Source organism: Leptolyngbya sp. PL-A3 (assembly GCF_039962325.1).
In the GTDB taxonomy this organism is placed as follows: Bacteria; Cyanobacteriota; Cyanobacteriia; order Elainellales; family Elainellaceae; genus Vacuolonema.
This window is the reverse complement of the sequence record NZ_JAMPLB010000036.1, coordinates 21,710-45,286: the sequence shown is the minus strand read 5'-3', so window position 1 is coordinate 45,286 and position 23,577 is coordinate 21,710. Positions and strand designations below refer to the sequence as shown.

General features: G+C 48.7%; 18 protein-coding genes. 10 read left to right on the top strand and 8 right to left on the bottom strand.

The window, feature by feature from the left end; genetic code table 11:
- Positions 1–360: 360 nt before the first annotated feature.
- Positions 361–813 (top strand): acetyltransferase, encoded by a 453-nt coding sequence (locus NDI52_RS22790; RefSeq protein ID WP_190775635.1) that lies wholly within the window; start codon positions 361–363, stop codon positions 811–813.
- A gap of 204 nt (positions 814–1,017) precedes the next feature.
- Here the strand turns inward: NDI52_RS22790 and NDI52_RS22785 are convergent, their stop codons facing one another.
- Positions 1,018–1,722 (bottom strand): cupin domain-containing protein, encoded by a 705-nt coding sequence (locus NDI52_RS22785; RefSeq protein WP_190775636.1) that lies wholly within the window; start codon positions 1,720–1,722, stop codon positions 1,018–1,020.
- Positions 1,723–1,726: 4 nt separating this feature from the next.
- Positions 1,727–4,036 (bottom strand): NACHT domain-containing NTPase, encoded by a 2,310-nt coding sequence (locus NDI52_RS22780; protein WP_190775637.1) that lies wholly within the window; start codon positions 4,034–4,036, stop codon positions 1,727–1,729.
- A 554-nt stretch (positions 4,037–4,590) separates the two neighbouring features.
- Between NDI52_RS22780 and NDI52_RS22775 the strand changes: the two genes are divergently transcribed.
- From NDI52_RS22775 to NDI52_RS22755, 5 genes are all read left to right on the top strand, one after another.
- Positions 4,591–4,845 (top strand): hypothetical protein, encoded by a 255-nt coding sequence (locus tag NDI52_RS22775; protein ID WP_190775638.1) that lies wholly within the window; start codon positions 4,591–4,593, stop codon positions 4,843–4,845.
- A 280-nt stretch (positions 4,846–5,125) separates the two neighbouring features.
- On the top strand, positions 5,126–5,863 hold the full coding sequence (locus NDI52_RS22770) for a PspA/IM30 family protein (protein WP_190775639.1): 738 nt from the start codon (positions 5,126–5,128) through the stop codon (positions 5,861–5,863).
- A 13-nt stretch (positions 5,864–5,876) separates the two neighbouring features.
- On the top strand, positions 5,877–7,277 hold the full coding sequence (locus NDI52_RS22765; protein WP_190775640.1) for an ABC transporter substrate-binding protein: 1,401 nt from the start codon (positions 5,877–5,879) through the stop codon (positions 7,275–7,277).
- A gap of 455 nt (positions 7,278–7,732) precedes the next feature.
- The gene (locus NDI52_RS22760) at positions 7,733–8,179 is read left to right on the top strand and encodes a VOC family protein (RefSeq protein WP_190775641.1); all 447 of its coding nucleotides are present in this window, start codon (positions 7,733–7,735) and stop codon (positions 8,177–8,179) included.
- A 205-nt stretch (positions 8,180–8,384) separates the two neighbouring features.
- Entirely contained in the window at positions 8,385–9,599 is a 1,215-nt protein-coding gene (locus NDI52_RS22755; RefSeq protein ID WP_190775642.1) for a glycosyltransferase, read from the top strand.
- Between the two features lie 293 nt (positions 9,600–9,892).
- On the opposite strand, the gene NDI52_RS22750 is transcribed toward NDI52_RS22755, so the two are convergent.
- On the bottom strand, positions 9,893–13,690 hold the full coding sequence (locus NDI52_RS22750) for an AAA-like domain-containing protein (protein ID WP_190775643.1): 3,798 nt from the start codon (positions 13,688–13,690) through the stop codon (positions 9,893–9,895).
- A gap of 95 nt (positions 13,691–13,785) precedes the next feature.
- Positions 13,786–15,081 (bottom strand): AAA-like domain-containing protein, encoded by a 1,296-nt coding sequence (locus NDI52_RS22745; RefSeq protein ID WP_190775644.1) that lies wholly within the window; start codon positions 15,079–15,081, stop codon positions 13,786–13,788.
- Positions 15,082–15,408: 327 nt separating this feature from the next.
- On the opposite strand from NDI52_RS22745, the gene NDI52_RS22740 reads away from it, so the two are divergent.
- The 3 genes from NDI52_RS22740 to NDI52_RS22730 are packed head-to-tail and all read left to right on the top strand — an operon-like array spanning position 15,409 to position 17,757.
- Positions 15,409–15,786: a hypothetical protein gene (locus tag NDI52_RS22740; RefSeq protein ID WP_190775645.1), complete on the top strand. Its 378-nt coding sequence runs from the start codon at positions 15,409–15,411 to the stop codon at positions 15,784–15,786.
- An 18-nt stretch (positions 15,787–15,804) separates the two neighbouring features.
- On the top strand, positions 15,805–16,557 hold the full coding sequence (locus NDI52_RS22735; protein ID WP_190775646.1) for a hypothetical protein: 753 nt from the start codon (positions 15,805–15,807) through the stop codon (positions 16,555–16,557).
- 9 nt (positions 16,558–16,566) lie between these two features.
- Positions 16,567–17,757 carry a choice-of-anchor tandem repeat GloVer-containing protein gene (locus NDI52_RS22730; RefSeq protein ID WP_190775647.1) on the top strand — a complete coding sequence of 397 codons (1,191 nt, stop codon included), beginning with the start codon at positions 16,567–16,569 and terminating at the stop codon, positions 17,755–17,757.
- A 279-nt stretch (positions 17,758–18,036) separates the two neighbouring features.
- On the opposite strand, the gene NDI52_RS22725 is transcribed toward NDI52_RS22730, so the two are convergent.
- The 4 genes from NDI52_RS22725 to NDI52_RS22710 all read right to left on the bottom strand — a co-directional run bounded on the left by NDI52_RS22725 (position 18,037) and on the right by NDI52_RS22710 (position 21,424).
- On the bottom strand, positions 18,037–18,786 hold the full coding sequence (locus NDI52_RS22725) for an ABC transporter permease (protein WP_190775648.1): 750 nt from the start codon (positions 18,784–18,786) through the stop codon (positions 18,037–18,039).
- Positions 18,770–19,678, bottom strand: coding sequence for an ABC transporter ATP-binding protein (locus tag NDI52_RS22720; RefSeq protein WP_190775649.1), 909 nt, complete (start codon positions 19,676–19,678; stop codon positions 18,770–18,772). The genes NDI52_RS22725 and NDI52_RS22720 overlap by 17 nt, the downstream gene beginning before the upstream one ends.
- Positions 19,679–19,722: 44 nt before the next feature.
- Positions 19,723–20,706 (bottom strand): class A beta-lactamase, encoded by a 984-nt coding sequence (bla, locus tag NDI52_RS22715; RefSeq protein ID WP_190775667.1) that lies wholly within the window; start codon positions 20,704–20,706, stop codon positions 19,723–19,725.
- A gap of 292 nt (positions 20,707–20,998) precedes the next feature.
- Positions 20,999–21,424, bottom strand: a complete 426-nt coding sequence (locus tag NDI52_RS22710; protein ID WP_190775650.1) for a VOC family protein — start codon at positions 21,422–21,424, stop codon at positions 20,999–21,001.
- Positions 21,425–21,709: 285 nt separating this feature from the next.
- On the opposite strand from NDI52_RS22710, the gene NDI52_RS22705 reads away from it, so the two are divergent.
- Positions 21,710–23,575 (top strand): helicase-associated domain-containing protein, encoded by a 1,866-nt coding sequence (locus NDI52_RS22705; protein ID WP_190775651.1) that lies wholly within the window; start codon positions 21,710–21,712, stop codon positions 23,573–23,575.
- Positions 23,576–23,577: the final 2 nt, after the last annotated feature.

The following is a 23,577-nucleotide window of genomic DNA, read 5'->3' as shown; positions in this document are numbered from 1 at the left end:
GCATCGCGATCGTGTCGACCAAACGCGCAGTTGTAAGCGGAAGGAAAAAGAACCTGAGCTACGATTTAAGTACTCAGATCTGACAGTTTCTTCTAATTTTTATTAGACGAAAGGAGTAAGTTTTTATTTCTTAGGAACACATACAAATTATAGCGCTGTGCGGGTTGATTAAGTACGGTGGTGTGGGGCACTTAGTGCCCCACACCACCGTTGCTGTACTTAACGCACTTGCACATTGCTATAAAATAAAACCTGGATTATATAGAAAGCGCAGCTCTGCTGTATTTGCTACATATAATTCAAGGTGTTAATAAATTGGCTCTTCTAAGTGAACTGAATGAAATGAGGAATTAGAACGTGATGCAATTGCAAGAGGGGATTTTCTCAATCTCCACCGGAGATTTTCCACAGGTTGTTAAAGTATGGGAAGCCTCTGTTCGGGCAACCCATCATTTCCTTACTGAATCCCATATCCAATTTTTTAAACCTCTGATATTTGATGCACTCTCTCAGATAGTAGAGTTAGATGGTGTACGGAATCATCAAGGAGAAGTTGTTGGCTTCATTGGTGTAGTCGGAAACAAAATCGAAATGCTGTTCATTGATCCGGCATGGCACGGGCAGGGGATTGGACGGCAGCTCATTCAGCATGCCATTGGGACGTTGGGCGTGACAAAAGTGGATGTGAACGAACAGAATGAACAGGCAGTAGGGTTTTATTTACGAATGGGGTTTGAAATAGAAGGGCGATCGGAGGTGGATGGCATGGGTAAGCCATTTCCTCTATTACATCTGCGGTTAAGGAATGGATAGGTGAAATGTCTCGTGGTGTTGACAACATAAGGTAACGGCTTTGCTTACAGCATAACTGCTGTATCTTCTGCTCGACCTACGGTTGCCTTGTACAATTAGTTAATCGCTCTCCTGAATTACGGGAGGAGGAAAACGGCACACGAAATGCCTTGTTTCTAGAGTGTTTTGGGCGTATGAAGTATGCCTAAAACGTTCCTCTGTAATCTACTCAAATTGGGAGTTAAGGGGCGTTTGAATTTCCGGAATATTGGCAGCACTGACACCTTCTACGAGGGTGCGATTTAGCATAGGGTTATTGCGATGGGTAAAGCCAGTATCGCTATCAGGATGGAATACAACGAGGGCAAGACCACTATTTTTAGTGCGAAATTTGTGGGGACTATGGCAAGGAATTATAAAGAGCATGCCGGGTTGGAGTTGCACAATGCGATCGGGTGTTTCGGCTTCCCCAACTCCATTGAGGACGACACCAATGCGATCGCTGGGATGGGTATGCATCGTTTGATCACAACCTGATGGGAAATAGAGAGCATTAAGGCAGGGTTCACCGGAGCGCATCGGCGGAATTAATACACTGTTGGCTCCACCATCAATGTAAGCAAAACGTCCCCTGGATTCGACGGGTCCTCCCATGCTAAACATCCCTTCGGCATTCAAGCAGGTAATCACCATCCCACAGGAGTTTTCGCCGCCAATACTACCCTGACCGGGTAAGCAAAAGTACATGTCGGGGTACAGTGAGAAGGTTTGTCCTGCCCAATGACGCTGAAGTTGCGGATTGCCCTGATAAACAAAGCCCCAATGAGTTCCATCCCCAGGAAGTTCGACGACATTGTTCTGCCAGGTTGTCAGGGTTAGGATTGGACTGAGGTTCTGAACTAGGGTTTTCTGAATTGAATGGATATCCATAGGGCTAGTTTGGCATCAGTAAAGTCTCTTCAACATGCTGGCGCGTCTTGCGATCCATTCGGCAGCCCTCGCTCTTAAGACAGCGCAGGAGTAATTCATTAGCTTTGTAATATTGACGTAAAAGATTTTTCTCGTTATCAGTAAACTGACGATTGCTCAATTTCCATGCGTCATTTCCGATATGATTTAGATTGTCTTTTGCAACTTTTCTGGCATCATCCGCCATTTGCTCTAACGCCTTATCATCTTGTAGTATTAAATTTTCCCGTTGCGTAAATTCTTTTAATCGTCGATGTAAGTCTGGTTTAATTTTTTCTGACTGTAATGCTACCCGAACACCAATCCACATAGCTTCATCAGCGGAGTGAGTTGCCGTGATTTTTTGATCACTCGGTGCGCTTGCTTCGTAATCCTGGGCGATCGCAATGGCCTGTTCGAGACTAATATTGAGGATACGAGTAAAGAAACTGGCGCATACGAGAATTTTTGCGGTGGGATCTGCCAGGAGGGCGATCGCTCGTCGCTTGTCTATGTCGAAGTCGATATCAAAACAAAAGGCACGGGCAGCCAGTGGTTTACAAAAAGAGAATTCTGGCGAAGTGGCGCGATCGTGAACATAGTGCAAAAAACGCTGAAGCTTTGCTTCATGGGCTAAGAGGCCGTCAATGGCTTGCTTCATAGGCAGAATTAAGCGACTAGCATCGCGCAACATCTCTGTTGTTAGGAGAAATATTTCTTGCCAACGGCGATCATGAAGATGGTTTAGTAAGTTATGGATGGCCTCATCAAGATGAGCCGCGTTGAAAACGATTTCACGGGCTGCAAAGTATTCTTGAAAGGTGAGGTGGGAGAAGGAATAAATGCCTTTTGCCCGTTCTACCAATAACCCATGCTGTGCTTCGATGGAGCGCAGAACAGCCTCGCTATCAAGTTTTAGGGCTTCAGGGTCAGACTGAGCATCGGGTAAATCAGCAATATAGTCAGCAATGTACTCCTCCAGTACCGATTGTTTGAAGAAATAGGATTGCTGTTTGAACGTGACCAACGCAATATAACTGAGTAGATCTTGCTTGTGCTGGAGTGATAGCTTCTTGTAAACTTGGTCTCGTTGAATTCCCCGTTTGGCATCCCATTTCTTGAGAAGTGCATCAATACCTTCCTTATATAGCTCGGAGCGGCTTGCTGGAAACTCACCTGATTCCTCAAAGGCAAGGCAGAGCAATGTCAGCAATAAGGGACTGACAGCCAATTGATATATTTTAGGGTTTTGATTCAATGCCCGAAGAAAACTTTCAGGTTTGATGGGTTTTTGGCTAAACCATTTAGCTACAAATGCCGCAATTTGTACCTCATCAAAATCAGCAATTTCGACCTCAGTGAATTTTTCAAAGGTATATTCCCATGCGGCGATACGACAGGTAATAACAAAGTGGTTGTCGTAATATTGTTCCGAAAAAGTGCGAATGTCTCGCACAATGCGATCGTGATCCTCACCGCGAACTTCATCTAATCCATCTAGCAGAACCAACGCTCGACCCTGCTGAAAAATGGCGGCGATCGCCTGCGAAGCCTCTGGATCATCATGAAAATCCCGATGACAAATGTATTGTAATAACTCAGGTTGGTCGGGAGTTTCTGCAAAATCCTTTAGAGTAACAAAGATAGGCAACCGTTCCGATTCAAATTTTCCCTCATTGCACTGGATGGCTAAATGCTTCAGGAACGTTGTTTTTCCTGCTCCAGGCTTACCTAAAATAATCAGCCTGCGATATTTCTGAACTGCTTCTATACCAGAAATTCGTTCTTCAGTGGCCTGCCCAAAACCCAGGCGATCGAACGTCTCAACATCGCAACTTTCCAGCAGGTCATCTAGCTTTTTGCGCCTGCGCCCACTGAGTTGCTCCAGAATATTGACATCCGTATAGATGTCCTCAATGCCAATGGGGTAGGACATATCCAGAATTCGCATCGTGCCGCACCGCTCCTCAAGGGCAGCGTAGGTTTGCCGTCGCAGGTTCTGCACTAACGCGATTGGATCATGATCAAAGGATTCTAATGAGACATTCGTTATCGTTGAAACTGTCGGTGTAAGGGCAGAGAAGTCAGCGATTTCTTGCCAGTTGAGATTGAGGCGATCGCAAATTTTGACAAAAATGGGTTGGGCGACTGGTTCTCCCTTGAAGAAGTTGGTAATGGGCTGCCGACTGCAATCAACGAGCGTACTCAGTCTTTTCTGAGTCCATCCTGCTTTTGTCATGGATTGCTTCGCAAGTTGAATGCCGATCTGAGAGGCAGCTAGGGAGGGTTTAGCCATAGAACCGCTGTTTTGGTAGGGCAATAACATTCGCAGACAAATAGCCCTTAAATAGACTATACACTAGCTTTACTTGCTACTTCTCTTAAAACTCACACCCAAGAAAGAGTTTTTCAAGGTGAAACCTACCCATTACTGGTATTTCCCAGTCATCCTTCACGCTTCGTCGGTATAGGCGAAGGGTCGGGGAGCCTCAAGACAGCACTTAGTCATTTTATAAATAGGATTTAGTCATTACTTACTTGACATCTTTGATGATGTTACCTAGGATGCTTCTAGGCTCAAAAGAATAGCGCTACTCAAAATGACTTGCCTTTAGTGTTTGCCCCTTTGTGAGGTGATGCGTGAAGTATTCCCGACCTGGAACGATCGATGACCTATTTCAGACCTTGCAAACTACTTTGAGGGAAACCTTGCAGCACAGTGGGTTTGGCTTCTTCTCCATCACAAGCCAGCGTGGTATTTCCTACACACGCCAGCTAGTCTTCCTGTGCGACTCAACACAATACTCTTTCGCTTTTACAAGCGAGGATATTGAAACATGGAAAACACGCATGACTAGGCGTCCTTTCAAACCCCAACCTGAGATGAAAGACCAGCCTGAACAAGTTCTACAATGTCTCGAACAACGTCTGCTAAGAACTTGGACAGAGACAGGATGTGGCTGTCTGGAAGTTACCTGTGAGCGTAGTGGTCGCAATACAACGCGAATCATTATTGGTGGTGCGCCTTCTTACTGTTTCCATCTTAATGAGCAGGAGATTCAGCGTTGGATACAGCAGGAACAGGCGATCGCCCAACCTGCCTGAGTAGGCTCTCAAATCCAAACATCAACTTTAACTATTCGGTTCTGATCAAGTGCAATTCTGACATGACCGACCTGTAGACAATTGTGTCTATAAGTCGGTCTTTTTGCGTATTTAGTGTTGCAAACACCAAATTTTGCAACTTGGGGTTTGGGGGCTTCGCCCCCAAGAAGGGGTGGGACCCCTTCACCCCTTTCAAAACTTTCGTTTTGCTGTACTAGCACGTGTTAAAAGGCCTGTCAAAACGACAGACCAGTCATGACAAAAGGATCTAATTGACGATATGAAGCAATTATTTTACTGGCTTCTGGGTGACAAGACAGGACGAGGTGTTGTTTATTGGTTGCTGGGCGATCGCGCTGCCCAAACGCTGATTGCTTTGTGGAATTGGTTGTGGGGAATTCCGATCGAGTCCGGCGGCAAAATTGCCGTAGAAGCAGCCCAGGAATCTCTCTATTCCATGCAGGAGGCTGTGCAGCAACTCACCGAATCGGTGGCAAAGATGACTGCCAGTTATCAACGGGCACAGCAGAAATATAACGCCAAACAGAAGGAATTGGAGGGTATCCAACAACAGGCGCTCCTGGCACAGCGCCAAAACAACGTCGAAGCGGCTCGTCTAGCAATGGGAAAGGCTATTTTAATTGAACGGCTCTTACCCATCCTGGGGGAACAGGTTTCGCAAGCAGAGCAAATCCTGACAACTCATCGTGAACGCTTGCAACGAGAACAGCAACGCCTGGAAACTTACAAACTTGAGATGCAAAATCTCAAGGATTTGTCAGAGGTAAACGAAGCGCTGAAAACCATTACACAGATTAACAACAGCCTTGAAGTGACATCAGCTCGATCGCAATTTGAAGCCGCTCAATCCTCTATTCAACGGCGTTATTTGAGAACCAATGCTTTAGCTGAACTTTCGGAAAGCCCAACGGAAAAACTTAACTCCGACCTGGAAAAACTCACCCTGGACGACGAGATTAACCAGCGGTTGCAACAAATCGACTCAACATCTGAATGATAGGAGCAATGGAATGGCAACTCATTCTAAGCGGCGGACTCCTCCGCCCATCGTTTTCATCGTGCTCGGTTTCATACTCTTTATTGCTGTGCCTCGATTGGTGCCGTGGTTGCAGTCGTGGGAAGGAACATTCCCCAGGTCCTTCCTTGAAGCGATCGCCTCTAGACCCTCTCGGGTCATGAGCCGCATGAGCTTTGGTGAACGTTTGCTCCTGACATCTGGAAATACATCTGATCAACAGAAGGGGGTTGAAGCCTTTGCTAGAAAAGACTATGCCACTGCTGCTAAGCACTTTCAAATCGCTCTAGAGCAGCGCCCTAATGACCCGGAAACGCTAATCTATTTGAATAACGCCAAAGTGGGCGATCGCCCTACCCTTCAGATCGCGGTAAGCGTACCCATCGGCAGCAACCCTAATGTGGCTCAGGAAATACTGCGGGGAGTTGCCCAAGCTCAGGATGAAATTAACAGCCAGGGTGGTATCAAGGGAGTAGGGCTGCAAGTCCAAATTGCAAATGATGATAACGACGCGCAAATTGCCGAACAAATTGCCGAAGCGTTCACAAACAATCGGAGAATTTTAGCGGTGATTGGGCATAATGCAACCGATGCTTCTCTAGCGGCTGCCCCGATTTATGAAAAAGAAGGATTGGTGATGGTTTCTCCGACTAGTTTTGCCAACTCGTTATCGGGTTTTGGTGATTATATCTTCCGGACCGTTCCTAATATTGGGGCGATCGCAACTCCTCTAGCAGAACACATGGTTAAACAAAAGGGGTTGCAAACTATAGCGATTTGCTACGATTCTCAAGCTCCAGATAATGTATCGTTCTATGAGGAGTTTGTGCCAGCGCTTTCCGGTTTAGGAGGAAAGATTGTCTCTGTCGCTTGCGATTTTGCAAGTCCTACGTTTAATCCTCAAATGGTTATGCGTGACATTATTCGTAGTCGAGCCCAAGGTATTGTCTTTGCCCCCCATATTGATCGGATTAATCGTGCGATCGCCCTCATGCAAAACAATTCAACCCGATTACCGCTGTTTGGAAGCCCCACTCTCTACACCATGCAAACCTTACAAGAGGGCGGTTCCCATGTTTCAGGGCTCATCCTATCCGTTCCCTGGTTTCCTTCAGAACCTTTCGCCACTAAGGCTCAACAGCGCTGGGCAGGTAGAGTCAACTGGCGCACGGCTATGAGTTATGATGCAGCCCAGGCTGTCATTGCTGGTTTGCAAGAAAATACAACTCGCGATGGGTTACAGAAGGTGTTGCAAAAGGCTGGTTTTACCGCTACGGGAGCGAATGGTCAGGTGCAATTTCTGCCAACAGGCGATCGCGTCGGCAATGGTATTCTTGTTCAGGTTGTATCTGACGGGCGAGGGGGCGATCGCTTCACTTTACTGAAGCGGCCGTAATGCCAATACAATTGCCAATTGCAATCATCAACCACCACGCGGTATTCTCAATTCCATAGCAATCAGAAGGGCGTTTTTGAGTACCCCAATCCTTTGCATTGTTTTCCATTTCATACCGAAGCATTGTTCCTGGCCCAACCAAATTGAACTGTGGTTTGGCATTTTGATGCAAAACCTCCTCAAACGGGGCAACATTTAACGATGGCTCAATTACAGCGTTTCCCGCTTGAGTAAACCACAGTCAATTTTGTGAGAGCTGCGCTGAGCGTGGCTCTCACAAAATTGACTAGATCTGAGTCACTTGAAAATTGCCGTAAAGGATTAACATGAGGCAGAACAAGATGCTGCACAACTCCCTACAATCTGCTCGTGCCTTGCTCTCTTCCTGTGACAGGTGAGCTTGGTTGTTAGCTGGTTGTACAGGAGGGATAACCTGCTACTCACGAGGAGGTCAGATGGAATTAACGAGCATAGTGGTCTATGTGGATGATGGCGCTGTGCCAGCCGCCCTTGAGTTTTACGAGCGTGCGCTTGGGCTGACGCGTCGCTTCTACGACCCTGACTATCAGTTTGGGGAGTTGACGGGGTGCGGAGCGAGCACGTTGGCAGTAGCGGCACACGTGACGGGCGAGCGCTTGATGCCAGTCGGGTATGAACGACCAAACTTGGGGACGCGCGTCTCAAACATTGAGGTGGCTTTCACGACAGATGATGTGCGCGGTGCGTTCACGCGCGCTGTTGCGGCAGGAGCGAAGGTGCTCGCTGAGCCTTACGTGCTGCCTTGGGGGCAGGAGGTTGCCTACGTCCGTGCCCCAGATGGCACACTCTTAGGATTGTGCGCACCGTTGCCTGCTCCTGAGAGTGGAAGTGGGGAGAGCACACCCGCCCCGCCGGTTTTCTAACGAATCGTTGCAACTGATGCAACAACCCAAGGCTCTTCCGTGTTCACGGCTTCACACAGGCTGCTGTACAGCTAGATTCAGGGGTTATGTGCTTTAGCGATTTCAAAACGATCTTGGGCTGCAACAAAGGAACTTGCGGCAAAGCTCCAGTGTGGGTCATGCTTGCAATTCGCCAACCAGCCAACTCGTACCAAAGGAGATTCTGATGCGCGTCTTGTTATCGACCATCGGAACGCGAGGCGATGTTCAACCACTGGTATCGCTCGCGCTGGCATTAAGAGCCCTCGACCAGGAGGTTCATCTGTGCGTGCCGCCCGACTCCTGCAACTGGATTGAGGGGCTAGGAATACCCGTCACGTCTATCGGGCCTCAACTGCGATCAACCGGGAAAGTCAACCCAACGGCAGTTCTACCCACTCCCGAACAGCGGCGTCAGATGATGGAAGGCACAGTTGCCACACAATTTGAAACGATTGCAGTGGTAGCCCAAGGCTGCGACCTCATTGTAGGAGCAACAGCCCTCCAGATCGCTGCTCCCTCGGTGGCCGAGAAGATGGGCATCCCGTATGTCTTTGCCGCCTACTGCCCGGCTGTTCTACCATCGCCATATCATGCGCCACCCGTACTGGGCATGTTAGGAGACACACTGACGCCTGCAGATGTCGATTACCACGAACGTTGGGTGCAGGATGCCCAGCGTTGGAATGACATGTGGGGTACCCTGCTCAACTCGCATCGGGCATCCCTCGGTCTCGTCCCGGTCAGTGACGTGCGCAGCCACATCTTGACCGATCGCCCCTGGTTGGCAGCCGACCCAACGTTGGCACCCTGGCCTAACTCTGCAGATCAGTCGGTGTTTCAGACGGGTGCTTGGATTCTGCCGGATGAGTGTCCTCTGTCCCCCGAACTGGAGGTGTTCCTCGACGCTGGCGAACCCCCTGTGTACTTCGGCTTTGGCAGCGTCCGTGCACCGGAAAACATCAGCCAGGTGATGGTCATGTCCGCTCGATCAGTTGGGTACCGTGCGATCATTTCTCGTGGGTGGGCTGACCTATGGCTGGTGGATGATGAACCCGATTGCTTGATCATCGATGAGGTCAATCAACAGGCCCTGTTCAAACGGGTTGCTGCCGTTGTCCATCATGGTGGCGCGGGAACTACAACTGCCGCTGCGCTTGCTGGCGTTCCCCAAGTCGTTATTCCGCAGATGTACGATCAGCACTACTGGGCCCAACGAATTCACCACCTCGGCATCGGAACCGCGCATGCGCCTGGCACACCAACTCTCGATTCATTAACGAGTGCCCTCAAACTAGCTCTTCAATCCGATGTGGCTGCTCGTGCCCAATCTATCGCTACCACCGTACGGAGGGATGGCGCGCAGATCGCAGCTCAGCAGACCCTCTATCGCTACGGATAAAACGAGAACCCTTAGAGTCGATACTGACTGATTTCAAAACCAGCAAATGGTACAAGAAGCCAGAATGCTTGCAATAGCAGAGGCTATAACTGGCCGCTTACCGCTCAGCAGTCGAGGCTCTGTTTGAGTTGAAACTTAATTAACCTCAGTTCAGGATAAGCTGAAGTGCTCATTTTGGCGTGCGCTTTGCGCACGCCAAAATGAGTGTTTTCGAGTGCCACGCAACGCGCGGCACTCGAAAACGCCCTTAACCCGAACTCAGGTTAACATAGCTGGAATCCGATCAACATTGCTCATTTATTTAGAGGAGTAGTCGCTTGGCAAATTGACAGCCTTTGAAGCGCGTCTGGGTGGCTGACAAAGTAACTCTGGAGCCAATCACATCCCTGTTTCATAAGAGGCTCCAAGTCATCAACATTCCACGTCTTGATTGTGCCATCCTGTCGGACGGCAGTTAACTGCTGACCCTCCCCACTAAACCAAAAGCCAGCTATGCCCTGCGGATTTTTGAACTCACCCAGAAGCTGGCCCTGAAGCGTCCACAATCGAAGGATCCCATCCACTGTTAGGGTTACAACGCGATCGCCTGCTGGACTTACCTTGAGTTGATAAATGGGTCCCTGATGCCCTCTCAACTCCGTGACGAGTTGCCCTTGAATAGACCAAATTTTAGCGGTTCCGTCTACGCCATCGGTGACTAGATACTGACCATTTGGGGTGAATTGAACCGATTGCGTCACTGAAGCATGCCCTTTGAATTCCTGAAGCAATTGTCCTTTGAGATTCCACAATCGAATGCTTCCATCTTCACCCGCTGTCGCAATGGATTGGCCGTCGGGGCTAAATTGCAAGACATGGGCACTTTGAGAGGAAACCTGCCAGCCGGTAATGCGGGTTCCTGTGGCTGTCCATAGACGTAATTCTCCGTTTGGTGAGAGAGTCGCAACAAATTCTCCACTGGGGCTAAACTGCGCTCGTGAAATTAAATTGTGATCGCGATCGCCCTTTAATTCTGCTAACTTTTGCCCTTGAAAATTCCAAATATAGGTAGGCCCATCGATGGTTGGCGTAACGAATTGCTGCCCATCAGGACTAAAATGCAGATCAATTACCTGACTCCACAGCCCTTGGATGTTTGTAATTAATTCACCCTCTCGATTCCAGATCTGAATGCTATTGTTAGTGCTAACTGTCACTAAAAAACGTCCATCACGGCTAAATCTTGCGATTGATTGTGAAACATAGGGTGTTTTTTGCAATGGGTTCAGCGGTCTTCTGAACTCTTTAATTAACCTTCCATCCACATTCCATAACCGAGCGATCGCATCATCATCGATCGTTGCAAAAAGTTCTCCCTCTGGGCTTAACTCTGCCTGGTTCGTTCTACCAGAAATTAGTTGGATTCGACGTTGTGGAGCCGTTTGTAAATTCCAGACTCTAACCGTTCCATCCACTCCAAGGGTTACCAGGCGATCGCCATTGGGGCTAAACCATTGGTCAAGAATGCTACCCTGATGACCTTTTAGCTCTGTGATTAAGGCTCCATCTAAGTTCCAAATGCGAATGCTGCCATTCATGTCCGCGGTCGCCACTTGACCATTGCCATCGAAGTGTACATCTATCATGTTGGATGAGGAGTTGAGTGTACGAATCATCTCACCTTGTACACTCCAGATATCGACAGTGCCATCATTGATCACCGTAGCGATGCGATTTCCATCTGGCGTAAATTGCGCTGTGATAAAGCTTTTAGCAGTTCGTAATTGCCTGAGTAATTGTCCACTGGATGCCCAGAGCTTGACCGAGTTAGAAAATCCACCAATCGACAGCAATTGCTCACCATCAGGGCTCCACTGCAATGTCGTTATGCTACCGTCATGCCCAGGCATGGATGCTAAACGCTGCCCCTCCAGCGTCCACAGATAAAGTTTGCCGCGTTCATCGGCTAAAACAAGGCGATCGCCCCTCGGGCTGAACAATACGCGATGTACTGAACCTTCATGCCCTTTTAGTTTTGCAATTTGCTTTCCTTCTGTTGTCCAAATGGTGGCCGTTTGGAAACCAGCCGTTACTAAATAGTTTCCATCCGGGCTGAACTGGACATCTGAAATGGGTTCGTTGGTTGTGGCTTGAAACGATCGAATCTGCTGACCCTGGCGGTTCCACAGAATAACGATGCCATCATAACCGCTAGTCGCCAGATAATTTCCATCCGGGCTAAACTGCAGCGCATACATAATCTCCCCATGATTGTTCAGTTGAGCAATCAGCTCTCCTCGCATATTCCATAACTTAGGAGAATTGCGATCGGCAGCTGTCACGAAAAGTTCTCCATCCGGGCTGAAACGTGCCACCCGGTAGCCTCCGGGCAGTCGTAGAACATTCTGCTCATGAATGGTGTCCAGGATTGTCTGGAGCGCCAAAACTGGGCTAGTTGCAGGATAATCAGTAACGGGTTGATCTGCTTTAACCAATGTCCTTAGTGTTTGCCCTGCTTCCATGGCAGCGACTAAAGAACCCACTTGATTGGTTTCAAATTGGCGTAAGATGCTGACTCCTTCTCGCTCCAGTTGCGTGCCGATCTGGGCGGCTCGTTGTTTTTGGAATGCAGTGTTGGTGAATGCCGCAGCGATCGCTGCCCCTATTAAAGAAGCGGTGAGCACGAGAGACCCAATTCGGATCCGTTTTTGAGCTTTTTGATGCGCCGATGCCAAAATTTCTCTCGCACGCGCAATGGCTTTTTTTTCTTGCTGTTCCGTTTCAAGCTGAATTTGGGTTTCTAACTTCTCAAGCTGAATCTTGCGGTTTTCTGCTTCCTGACTGGCCGCTAAAAATTGATAATCCTGATTTCCCAAGTGCTTACCGGCTGACCATGCCATTGCTTCTCGCAAGGTTTGTCCTCGCAGTAAATGCGATTCATCCCGACAGTGAGACGCAAACCAGGCTCGCAGCGAGTCGTAATAAATGCGGAGTTTCCCCAATTCTGTTTCAACCCAATGACTGTTAAAGGTGTTTCGGTAAATACGATTGGCGACACAAAGTAAACCTTTTTCTTTGATCACCAATCCCGATAACCGCAGTTCCACCTGTTCTGGTGAGTCATCGGATGGAATTTGAGATACCAGTGAAGGAAGGCTCTCATCCGTACTGGCTAGCACCTGTTGGTAAAGCCCAAGCAATCGCCCTGCTTGCGTTTCATCTCGCAAAAGGCGATCGCGAATGGTTCTCAGATGTTCTGGTTCATCCTGAGATTCCCAGTTGTGTACAACGTGTTCTTGAATCAGTTGTGTTGCTGAAAACTTGAAAGATCTTTGGTCTTGTTTTGTGACAATCAAACGACAAATCTTTTGCGTTAGAAAAGGTTGTCCTCCGGTCCATCCTAGAATCTCTTTCAAGACGGACGATGGATCATTGACATGATTCATTAACCCGGGAACTAACGCTTGAGCTTCCTCAAACTGAAAGCCATGAAGAGCGATCGCTTCGCCAATGTTGAATGGCGTTCTCGTTTTGTCTTTTACCAAATCTGAAGGTGTTGTTACACCCAATAAGCAAAAGGTAAGGCGATCGTAGATAGGTTGGTCAGCTCTCTGGTTGTAATACGAGCGAATGAGTGCGAAGAAGTCGTTAATTGAAAACTCCAGGCTGAGAACCGTATCGATCTCATCAATGAAGATGACAATGGGTTGATCGACTAGCTGTACCAGTAAAACACGGTCAATAAAGCGATCGAGCAATTGTACAGGGCTAAGATTTTGATGCTCATCTAACCAGGCTTTGAGATTAACTTTGCCTAATAAATTAGCTCCCCGCCAGAGTTCTGAAATCACCCGTTCATACCACTGATGAGGCGTCAGGTGTTCGCTGCCAATGCGGGTCATGTCGATCGCAATACAGCAAAATCCCTGCGATCGCAAACGGTGCATGACCCGCACTCGCAGGCTCGATTTACCCATTTGCCGACAGTTAAACACATAGCAAAACTGTCCTGCTTTCAAAGCATCGTACAGCTCATGGTCAGCTTGCCGTTCAACATAGCTTGGTGCATCCACTCGCAGGCTTCCACCTACTTGATACTCGTAACTGACCATTGTGATCAAACCTGAATGAAGTATGCACTTTCACCTTAGAGACGCATTCAACCTTCTGCGTGGTTTGTGCAGGAACTTGAACAGGATTCAATAGGTTATAAGCGATCGCTAAAGTATTGTCGATAGAGTTCACAGCTGAGCCTGGCTTGATTTCCCTCCAGTTTGATCAAGCCCGAACTTTCAAGCTTATAGGCGAGAACGGGATCGAGAGAAATTCCCCGGGATTCCTCGACCATGGCGAGATCAAGGGCCGTTTGTAGCTCTGGGTGGTCTTGCAACATCTGCCAGTGGCGACGGAGATGGTCCCGATAAATCCCCGCTTGAGTTGGAGCCGTTTGCAGCAAGTGCTCCAACGGCATCCCCTGTTGTAAATGATAGAATGCCAACTGCAACAGGTAGGGATGACCACCAACCATTGAAACCAGCGATTGCACAGCTTGAGTTGAACTGTGCCAACCATACTGCTTTGCCAATCCCTGTACCTGTATCAACGAAAGTTCGGGTAGTCGAATGGGCAACCCCACATTGAAGGGAGACTGGTTGAGGTTGAGCGAGATATAAACTTCAGTTGAATGTGCAACAACGAGGCGCAGGCGTTGCCATATGTCTAAGTTATTGGCTTCCTCGTGCCAGCTTCGTAGCAGGGCAAAAAATCCTTGAGCAACGGGGGGAAATTCAAAGAGCCAATCGACCTCATCCAGTCCCAAAACTAAATTTTGATGCAATTGCTCTAATATGCAAGATTGGAAATAGGTCGTGCAACTGACCAGGCTGCCGAAGCGATCGCCATCCCAATACTCATCGAGTTGTCCGGGTAAATTTAGCTTGCGGCTGAGGTTCACACAAAACCAGCGCAAAAAGGTGTCTAAATCAGCCGCAACTGCCGCCTCTGCTTGCCGCAGGTTGAGTCGCACTGTCGCGTAATTCATCTCGCTAGCCCTCGCCAGAATTCGATGCAGTAGAGAGGTTTTACCCATGTACTGTGGAGCACGAATCCGAACTAAGCTGCCTGGTTTGCAAATTTCCTGAAGGCATTGTTCCTCAATGGGAGGGCGTTCCACATAAAACGGTGACTTCAAAGTGAGGGGACTACCGGGGAATTCTAAATTCGCCAACTTCCCCCGGTAAACTAATTCTGGATTCACGAGTTCGGGTCGATGGTGCGCGAACAACTCAATTAATTCATCTCGGTAGGAATAATGTTCTCCCTCCGCATTATTTAATCCAAAGGCTTTACAAATATTAGCGATATGACGACGAATGGTCGAGGGTTCTAAATACAGAGCAGAGGCAATTGCTTCGTCGGTCTCGGCTGCCAAGAACCGCTGTAAGACCTTACGTTGCTTTGGTGTCAGCTCTTCAAAAACAACCTTAAATTCGGCTTCTCTCATGCTTTCTAAACCGCCTCAAGCCCACACAATTCTTACTTCAAATGCCCCCTGAACTTTTCCCGATGTTTCCAAGGCTCCTATCAAATCTAAGCGTTGAAGGTGAGGAGTCCTGTGTAATTTCTTGCACAAAACCCAAAGTAGTAGGGCAGTTTGCTTATCTTGGTTGTAAGACAAAGGTTAGGAGAAGACTAATCTACAGCCCAGATTGAGGCACTCGAAAGGGCAATTGTTATTAAATCGGAAACCTCAGTTTCAAATTTGAAATCATATATGCTGAGGCTTCCCAACTGATCTTCTGAGTAAATTTGAGTAACATGGATTGAAATCATGCAGCAAACATTCAGCTCCTTGCTTAAAACATTTCTCTGGAGCAGCGCGGCTTTAGGTGTTGCGATCGCCGTGCAGATGCCGACTGTAGCTCAACGATCGCCCGACTCTAACCCAGTTCCTTCAGATAATATTTACCACGAACGCGACAATTTGCCCGATGATGCCGATGTCTTTCCCCGGATGGGAAAAATTGCAGGCAATGAGCAGGAGCAATCAAACTGCCGCGTTGCGCCCTGGGGTAGAGTGGCGACTCGTTTTTCGGGCAATTCCTTCATTGAAATCGATCGCCGTCAGGTGGATAACAATGGTGAATCCTGGTTTCACAATCCTGATGGCAACTGCTGGATTCACGATAGCCGTATTGACTTACTCTAACTTGTTGAGCGAAATCAGATGAACTTTAATTGTAGCAAAAAACAATTCATTGCCTGTGTGATTGGATGCTGGATGGTGACTAGTGCGATCGCCGGATGCACCGCCACAAAATCCCAGCCACAATCTCAAGTCCCTTCACCCAGTCCTGAAACCGTTGATACCTCCGCTCCCACACCCGCCGATTCCCCAGCGCTACCAAAGATGGCAGGAGTACAGGAATGGGCCGAGATTTTAAAGGGCGAATCCGCGCAGGGGCTAGCATTCACCGAAGACGGCAGGCTGTTATATCAAGACAAGATTTTGCTGACCGAGATTCCCGTTAGCTATGTGAGTAATGGTGACATCACCTATGCTCAACGGCTGATTGTTTCTGATGTGTCTCCATCGGGCAGATTTAATATTGTGAAGGCCTGTGAAGATGCGACGGCTGAATCGGGACTGTGCTGGTCGGTGTTTCTGGCCGATCGCCAGGCGGGAACTGCTCGGAAAATTGATATTGCGAAATATGGTGGGCTAAATTGGGTGCAGTGGACGGGTGATGAACGGTATGCCCTGTTTGTTGAATCTATGGAAGGTGTGTCCTGGTTTGTCGCGCTCGACTTACAGACGGGAGAATCCAAAATGTTTGAGCAAACAGCGGCAACGGTTGATTTAAGCAGCTTCAAATGGATAGATCATCGTTCCTTTGAAGCGAATCTCTCTTGTCAAGATGGAGCAACTTGTACGGAACCCCCATTTCGCGGGAATATCTCGACGTTGTTCTCTCAGTAATATTAGTTTGTGAAAAAAAGCTCTGTACTCCAAAGTCATTTTTATATTCTGCTGGGTCTGTGTATCAGTCTTTCTGCCTGTCAACCTGGCAATGTTATTCCATCTCCTCCGTCTGCTGAATCGAATTCATCCTCGAATTCTGAAGCGGCAACAGTAACGACAATTGTCCATTTTCAAGGTGACAACGGCAGCAATCCCCTTGGCTTGGTGCGAGCCAGAGACGGCAACTTTTACGGCATCACCGAAGGTGGACGAATTGGACCTGGCGTCATCTTTCGCCTCACCCCTAACGGACAGATTCAGCCGATCGTGCATCTCCACGGTGAAACTCAAGGTTACAACCCTGAAGCCGAGCTAATTCTGGGGCGCGATGGCAATCTATATGGCACAACATCGGGCGGTGGTGCAAATGGGCAGGGATTCGGTACAGTCTTTCGTGTCACCACGGGGGGAGAATTGACGACGCTGGCCGTGTTCGATCACAAAAATGGCTCCAGTCCTCAACGTCCCCTGATGCAGGCACAGGACGGCAATTTCTACAGCACGACCTACACGGGCGGCGACCATCAGCAAGGCACTGTTTTTCGGCTGACACCTGCAGGAGAACTGACCACCCTGATTCATTTCAATGTCGATCGATTTCCAGGGGCACTGGATCTCATTCAGGATCGATCCGGCAAATTCTATGTTACTCACGGTAATTTTTATGGCACAGAATACATGGCAGATGGTGCGGCTACTATCTTTCGATTGAACAATGATCAGGCGTTAGAGCCATTCGCCCGATTCGCAGGGTTAAACGAAAACCTGAGCCGGGATGCCTATCCGAGCCGCTTAGTGGAAGCACAGGACGGCAACTTTTATGGGGTGACGCTGTTCGGGAATTTCTTTCGTTTAACGCCCGACGGACAAAAAACAACGATCGCCACCCTCGATCGCAATTTTCTATTTAATCGCCTGATTCAGGGCAGCGACGGCAATTTTTACGGCACGGCGATCGGTCCTGAACCGCCTGATCCGGGTATAGTCTTTCGTCTCACCCCCCAGGGAAAAATGACTCCACTGGGCTACTTTAGAGGAAACAACGGTAGCCAGCCCAACAGCTTGGTCGAAGTTGAGAACGGCACATTCTATGGCACGACTTTGATGGGTGGCAACCACGACCAGGGAACCGTCTTCAAGTTTACGATCAATCCCTGAGGCGATCGCTAAGGAGATTTCTGGGAAACAATATCCCCATTATTTGGGAAAAAGGCGCGGCTTCGCCGCGCCTTTTTCCCAAATAATGGGGAAGTTCTTATCTGGAAATCTCCTAAAGCCCTGTTACAGAATTAGAGTGTATGCCAATTGAATTCAATTCCAACAATTCTTTGATTCAAGCAACAGGGATTGATCCTATTGATGCGATTCTCCGTCGCGGGAATAAAACAGGGGTTCCTCAAGTTCTTAAATCATGTTTGAAAAATTAACCTTTATCATTCACTTTAACTTGCGAGACACTAGCCAGAAAGTAAGAACCGAAAATCCTATCAGCGCAACCAGATCAATCACGACGCGCTGTGTCATAGGCTCTAACAACGTTTGTTTTAACGCTGATGCCGCATAGGTCGCCGGACTAAAGTATCCGATCGTTTGAACGATTTCTGGGAGACGACTGGCAGGCAATAAAACGGGTCCAACAAACAGGGCCAGCATAGTTACCAATAGCGTTAATCCCCCGCCGACCTCGGGGCTGGGGGAATTTGCCCCGATCGCGGCTCCCACACCAGCCAATGGCAAGACACAGAGCGGAATGATCAGTAGAATCAACGGGTGAATGGTCAAAGACAAATGCAGAAACCATGCACCAAAAACGATTGTCACCAGCAAAGATGGTAGTGACAACACAAAGAATGCTAGAACAACGGCAACCATGAGCAGCGATCGCCGAATCGGCAATGTAGCGTAATAGTCCAACGCCCCAGAGAACCGCATATAGGCAAATCGGGAAGACACATTATCCAAATTGCCAAACATGAGAGACATCACCAAACTTCCTGCGAGAATGGCATGGAGTGATTCAGCATCATTTCTAGTGACAAAACTGCCTAACGCAATAATGCTCAACACGGGACTGATGGTTGCCGTTAATACCATCACCTGCCATGACCACCGCCAGTTACTCAACTCCATACACAGCAGATCGAACAGTTGCAGCAAGAGTGGTAGAGGTCTACGGTTGAGTTGCATAGTGCAAATACAGGTCTTCTAAAGTGGCAGAATAGAGGCGAAAATCGTCAACCTGCTTGAGATCAAGACCGTTCAGCGTTTGCTCAACTTGATCCCATTCTAGAAAAATGCGCCAGTGCCCCGGAGCATGGCGATCGCACACCAAGTTTGGAGGCAAGATTGGAGGACGATCAGGCTCAAAGAATAGCTCCAGACGCAGCATTCGATCGACCTGTTGCTTCAAGTCACTTGGGCGGCCGATCGCGACCAGTTTTCCGGCGCGTAAAATTCCGACTCGCTGAATCGCTTTTTCTGCCTCGATCGCATCGTGGGTAATCAGAATAATCGTGGTTCCCTGTTCGCGATTGAGTTGCCGCAGGTTATCCCAAACTAATTTACGTCGTTGTGGATCTAGATCATTGGTGGGTTCATCCAGAATCAAGACAGGAGGAGAACCCGCCATTGCCACCGCTAATCTTAGGAGTCGCAATTGTCCACCGGAAAGCCGAGCCGCAGGTTGATGGCGCCATTCGGTCATCTTCCATTGGTGCAGCAGCCGATCGCGTTCCTCACCAGCTTCTCGCCGACTCATGCCGCGTAAATGGGCAGTAAAGTACAAACTCTCTGCGATCGTCAGATTTTTTACGGCTCCGCTTTCCTGAGGCATGTAGCCTACGTTCATTTGCACAATTTTGGGAATGGTCGTAATCGATTTACCCAGAAATGCGATCGTCCCTGAACTACTCGGCAATAAATTAACCATCTGGCGTACTAGCGTGCTTTTACCTGCCCCGTTATCGCCTAAGATACCGAAAAGTTCACCCTGATGAATTTGGAGGGTAATGCGATCGTTGACAGGCTGAGATTGCCCTGGATAAACCTTAACCAGATTTTGAATGTCGTAAATCAGCATGAGCAGACCGCAACTGAGCAAAATTTGCAAACGCTAAAGAAAGCTTATTGACTCCATTCGTCCCAAGCTGCCTTTGCCACCTTTGCAATGACTTCTTCACGGACTGTACCGCTTGCTCTAGAATCTGAAACAAAGACGGCGATCGCTAAATGCTGCCCATTCGGCAACGTCACAATTCCCACATCATTAGTTGCAGCCGTTACTCCATCGACCGTCGCTGAAGTTCCTGTTTTGTGCGCGACAACGGTTCCCTCAGGCAACAGTCCCTTAATCCGGTTTGGACCAGTCGAGGTCTCTGTCATCCATTCTTGCAGGGAGGCGTGACTAGAATCTGAAAGCCCTTGCCCTTCATGAAAAGCACGTAATAAATGAACGGCTGCATCTGGCGTTGCATAGTTACGATATTGCAAGGTTGGATCTTGCCCAAACTGAATCTCATTCTCTGTGTTCGCGACAACGATATCATTAATGCCAAGATTGCTTAAATACGCCGTGACTTGTTGTGGTCCACCGATGAGCCGTAATAGCGCATCACAAGCCGTACTATCACTTTCAGAAACCATATACTGCAACAATTCGGCTAAACGGAATTCCTTTCCTTGGGAATTCTCCTCCAGAATCTGGCTATCTTGAACAATATCGCTGGCTTCAATTCGGATCGTCTGGTCTAGCTCCAGGTTTCCTTGATCGACTTGAGCCAGAACCGCCATTGCGATCGGAAACTTGTAAACGCTCTGCATTGGAAATTGTTGATCTCCATTCAGAGATACTGACTCTCCAGTTTCTAGCACGGTGGCTGTTGCCCCAACCCGCCCTTGAGCCATTTGAGAAATTTGTTCAATGCGATCGCGTAACTCGTTGTTGCGATCGGTGTCGGATGTTGTGATTTCGCTTGGCGCACGGGTCTGGCTATTGGAGTTTGTTTCCCCGTTATTGGAGTTAATGCTTGTACAACTAACAGTGAGTAAAACAGTCAGAAAAAACAAACAAAATGAGCGAAGCGAAGCTCTTTGCATCCCTTGAATCATACACTTCAACCTGGAGTTACGAGCCGTTAGAACTACACTCATTAGTTCTGAAATTCCGGAGAAAGTTCTCCTAATTTTTGAGGCTATCAACCGAATTCATACGCATTAAATATCTCTCTAAAGGCAGATGCCTGTGCATATTAGGTCAGAACCTACTCGAATAGTTCACCGGGTACGCACCATTGTCTCGACCGGCCGCTGCCAGTCCTGCCTGATAGAACATGATCAATCAGGCGACCTCAATGGAATTCCATAGTCTTATCCTGCAAGTTAAAGACGGCTCATACGCTGGTCAAACATTGCGCTGGTTGAGTTCCTGCTCAAGTTGCTCATCCCAAAATGCGGCTTCTATCTTGTGTCCATCCGGATCGCGCACAAAGCAGCCGTAATAGGGCTCACTGTATTCAGATCTACCACCGGGGGCACCTTCGTCTTTGCCTCCTGCCGCTAATGCTGCCTCGTAGAAGGCGTGGACGGCTTCTTTAGTGGGCGCGATAAAGCCAATATGAGTGCCATTCCCAACTGTTGCAGGTTGCCTATCAAATGGATTTCCCACCCAAAATTCGGGATACTGTTTGCCATAGGCGATCGCTCCCGGATGCTCCATCAACCGCTTACAGCCCAACGTTGGCAACACAGCATCATAGAAGGCGATCGATCGCTCAAAATCATTGGTGCCAATCGAAACGTGTGAGAGAATGCTGGGATTGTTATCCATATCTGAATCCTCCATCAGTTAAGTTGGACGTGAATGTGACAGAGAAAGACCCATAAGATACACCTCTGTAGACCGTGCTGCTGTAAGAGAACGTGATTTATACAGAAAGTGTATCACTTAGAGATATTGCGATAGAACCAACAAGTTTCAGTCTTAGGGGAGTGACGATGCTCAGGTTTATTCCTGCTAACATCTTGAAGATTGTCAGGCTATGTTTGCTGCTTAACCTCTTCGTTTTCTCATGAAAATCTGTATTCTAATGAAAAGCAGCGCAGGGACAAGGCAATGCCCTACTATAGCCAACCGGAACAAATTCCTACTTTACTTGAAGCCCTCAACAACTGTACCGTTGATCAGTTGAAGGTACTGGCGCAGCTGTTGCCCAGTGGTACCATTCCCACGCGCAAAGCTGAGCTCGTAAGCTATGTGTCGCAACGACTGCAAGGCAAAGCGCTCCAAAGGCTGTGGCAGCAGTGCGATCGCCTCCAGCAAGCCACGATCGCTGAAGTGGTTCACAGCCGGAACGATCGCTATCAGCAGCAGCGGTTTGTGAGTAAATATGGCGCAGAAGCCAAGTGGCAGCAGGACGATCGCCCCTCCTACTATTCCTTCCGCCCAACCATTTTGGGGCTATTTTTCTATAGCGGCACGATGCCGAAGGATCTCAAAGCGCAGCTTAAAGCCTTTGTGCCACCGCCAGAACCGACGCAAATGGACAGCCTTGAAACTCTGCCGTCCAGCCTACCCCGAACCTTGATGACATATGACAACCGCGAACGGAAACAGTACAAAACCACTGTCGAATTTCCCCTTACCGTTCGAGAAACTGAAGCGATTGCCCGACGCGATGTTCAGACCGTACTGCGACTGGTGGACCTGGGCAAAGTTGCGGTGAGTGACAAAACCTTCTTTCCGACAGGGGCAACGCTGAACATGATCGCCGAAGTTCTGGAAGACGGCGATTACTATAGCGGTTGGGCAGCAAAACGATCGCCTGCGGGCTGGGACTACGAATATGACATTGGCTCGATCAAGCCGTTTGCCTGGACGATGCTATTGCAGGCGGGAAAGCTAGTTGAACTGAACGGAAAACGGTTGGCATTGACCAAAGCCGGACAAAAAGCACTGAATGAACCATCCGAGAAGACGCTGCAAACCCTATGGAAACAGTGGCTTAAAACGACGTTTCTGGATGAACTGCGCCGCATTGACAGCATCAAAGGTCAAACCGGGAAGGCCAAGCGTAGCCTTACTGCCGTCGCAGGACGACGGAACGTGATTGTTAGTGCCCTTAAAGACTGTGCGATCGATCGCTGGGTAGAGTTTTCTGCCTTTTTGCGCTACATGGTCGCCGCAGGCTACGATTTCCAAGTCAGTCGCAACCCGGAGAGTTTATCGCTCGAAGATTACGGTTCCTTTTATTACAACAGTTGGATGCTTCTGGAAGCACGATACATTCTGTGCTTTCTATTTGAATACGTTGCCACCTTAGGCTTGATTGATGTTGCGTATCTGCACCCAGATGAGGGCTTTCTCATCTTGCCTATGGACCACTATCACGAAGCCACTTTCAGCCGCTATGACGGGCTTGCTTACTTTCGGCTCACGCCGCTAGGTGCGTATCTTTTGGGGCTAAGCGATCGTTACCAGCCTGCCGCCCCCACCCCCAAGCGAATTCTGCGCGTTCTACCAAATCTGGAGGTCGTTGCGGTCAGCGAATTGTCCCGTGCCGATCGCCTACTGCTCAATAGTTTTCTCGTGTCCGTGTCCGATGTGGTGTGGAAACTAGATCAGGCAAAATTGCTGGATGCGATCGCCCAGGGACGCACCGTGAAGGAATTACAGGACTGGCTCATGGCCAGCAGCGGAGAACCCTTACCACAACCCGTCACACAGTTTCTTGCCGACCTGCAAACCCGCACCACCAGCCTGCAAGACCTGGGAGCTGCCCGTTTGATTCGCTGTGCCGATGCTGCCCTGGCTGCCCAAATTGCCAGCGATTCGCGCACCAAAGCCTACTGTTTTCTCGCTGACCAGCCCAAAGCCATCGGTACAGGTGGGGCGTGCTACCTCGTCGTGCCGGCCGAGACGGAAACCAAGTTTCGCAACGGTTTGAAGAAAATGGGCTATAGCTTGCCGGGGTTGGGTTGAAT

Excerpts from the sequence above, each read along its gene's own strand:
- NDI52_RS22745 (WP_190775644.1), bottom strand. The coding sequence starts at position 15,081 with ATGAGAGAAGCCGAATTTAAGGTTGTTTTTGAAGAGCTGACACCAAAG.
- NDI52_RS22790 (WP_190775635.1), top strand. The coding sequence starts at position 361 with ATGCAATTGCAAGAGGGGATTTTCTCAATCTCCACCGGAGATTTTCCA.
- NDI52_RS22735 (WP_190775646.1), top strand. The coding sequence starts at position 15,805 with ATGAACTTTAATTGTAGCAAAAAACAATTCATTGCCTGTGTGATTGGA.
- NDI52_RS22725 (WP_190775648.1), bottom strand. The coding sequence starts at position 18,786 with ATGCAACTCAACCGTAGACCTCTACCACTCTTGCTGCAACTGTTCGAT.
- NDI52_RS22740 (WP_190775645.1), top strand. The coding sequence starts at position 15,409 with ATGCAGCAAACATTCAGCTCCTTGCTTAAAACATTTCTCTGGAGCAGC.
- NDI52_RS22785 (WP_190775636.1), bottom strand. The coding sequence starts at position 1,722 with ATGGATATCCATTCAATTCAGAAAACCCTAGTTCAGAACCTCAGTCCA.
- NDI52_RS22705 (WP_190775651.1), top strand. The coding sequence starts at position 21,710 with ATGCCCTACTATAGCCAACCGGAACAAATTCCTACTTTACTTGAAGCC.
- NDI52_RS22780 (WP_190775637.1), bottom strand. The coding sequence starts at position 4,036 with ATGGCTAAACCCTCCCTAGCTGCCTCTCAGATCGGCATTCAACTTGCG.
- NDI52_RS22750 (WP_190775643.1), bottom strand. The coding sequence starts at position 13,690 with ATGGTCAGTTACGAGTATCAAGTAGGTGGAAGCCTGCGAGTGGATGCA.
- NDI52_RS22755 (WP_190775642.1), top strand. The coding sequence starts at position 8,385 with ATGCGCGTCTTGTTATCGACCATCGGAACGCGAGGCGATGTTCAACCA.
- NDI52_RS22710 (WP_190775650.1), bottom strand. The coding sequence starts at position 21,424 with ATGGATAACAATCCCAGCATTCTCTCACACGTTTCGATTGGCACCAAT.
- bla (WP_190775667.1), bottom strand. The coding sequence starts at position 20,706 with ATGATTCAAGGGATGCAAAGAGCTTCGCTTCGCTCATTTTGTTTGTTT.
- NDI52_RS22770 (WP_190775639.1), top strand. The coding sequence starts at position 5,126 with ATGAAGCAATTATTTTACTGGCTTCTGGGTGACAAGACAGGACGAGGT.
- NDI52_RS22765 (WP_190775640.1), top strand. The coding sequence starts at position 5,877 with ATGGCAACTCATTCTAAGCGGCGGACTCCTCCGCCCATCGTTTTCATC.
- NDI52_RS22775 (WP_190775638.1), top strand. The coding sequence starts at position 4,591 with ATGACTAGGCGTCCTTTCAAACCCCAACCTGAGATGAAAGACCAGCCT.
- NDI52_RS22720 (WP_190775649.1), bottom strand. The coding sequence starts at position 19,678 with ATGCTGATTTACGACATTCAAAATCTGGTTAAGGTTTATCCAGGGCAA.
- NDI52_RS22760 (WP_190775641.1), top strand. The coding sequence starts at position 7,733 with ATGGAATTAACGAGCATAGTGGTCTATGTGGATGATGGCGCTGTGCCA.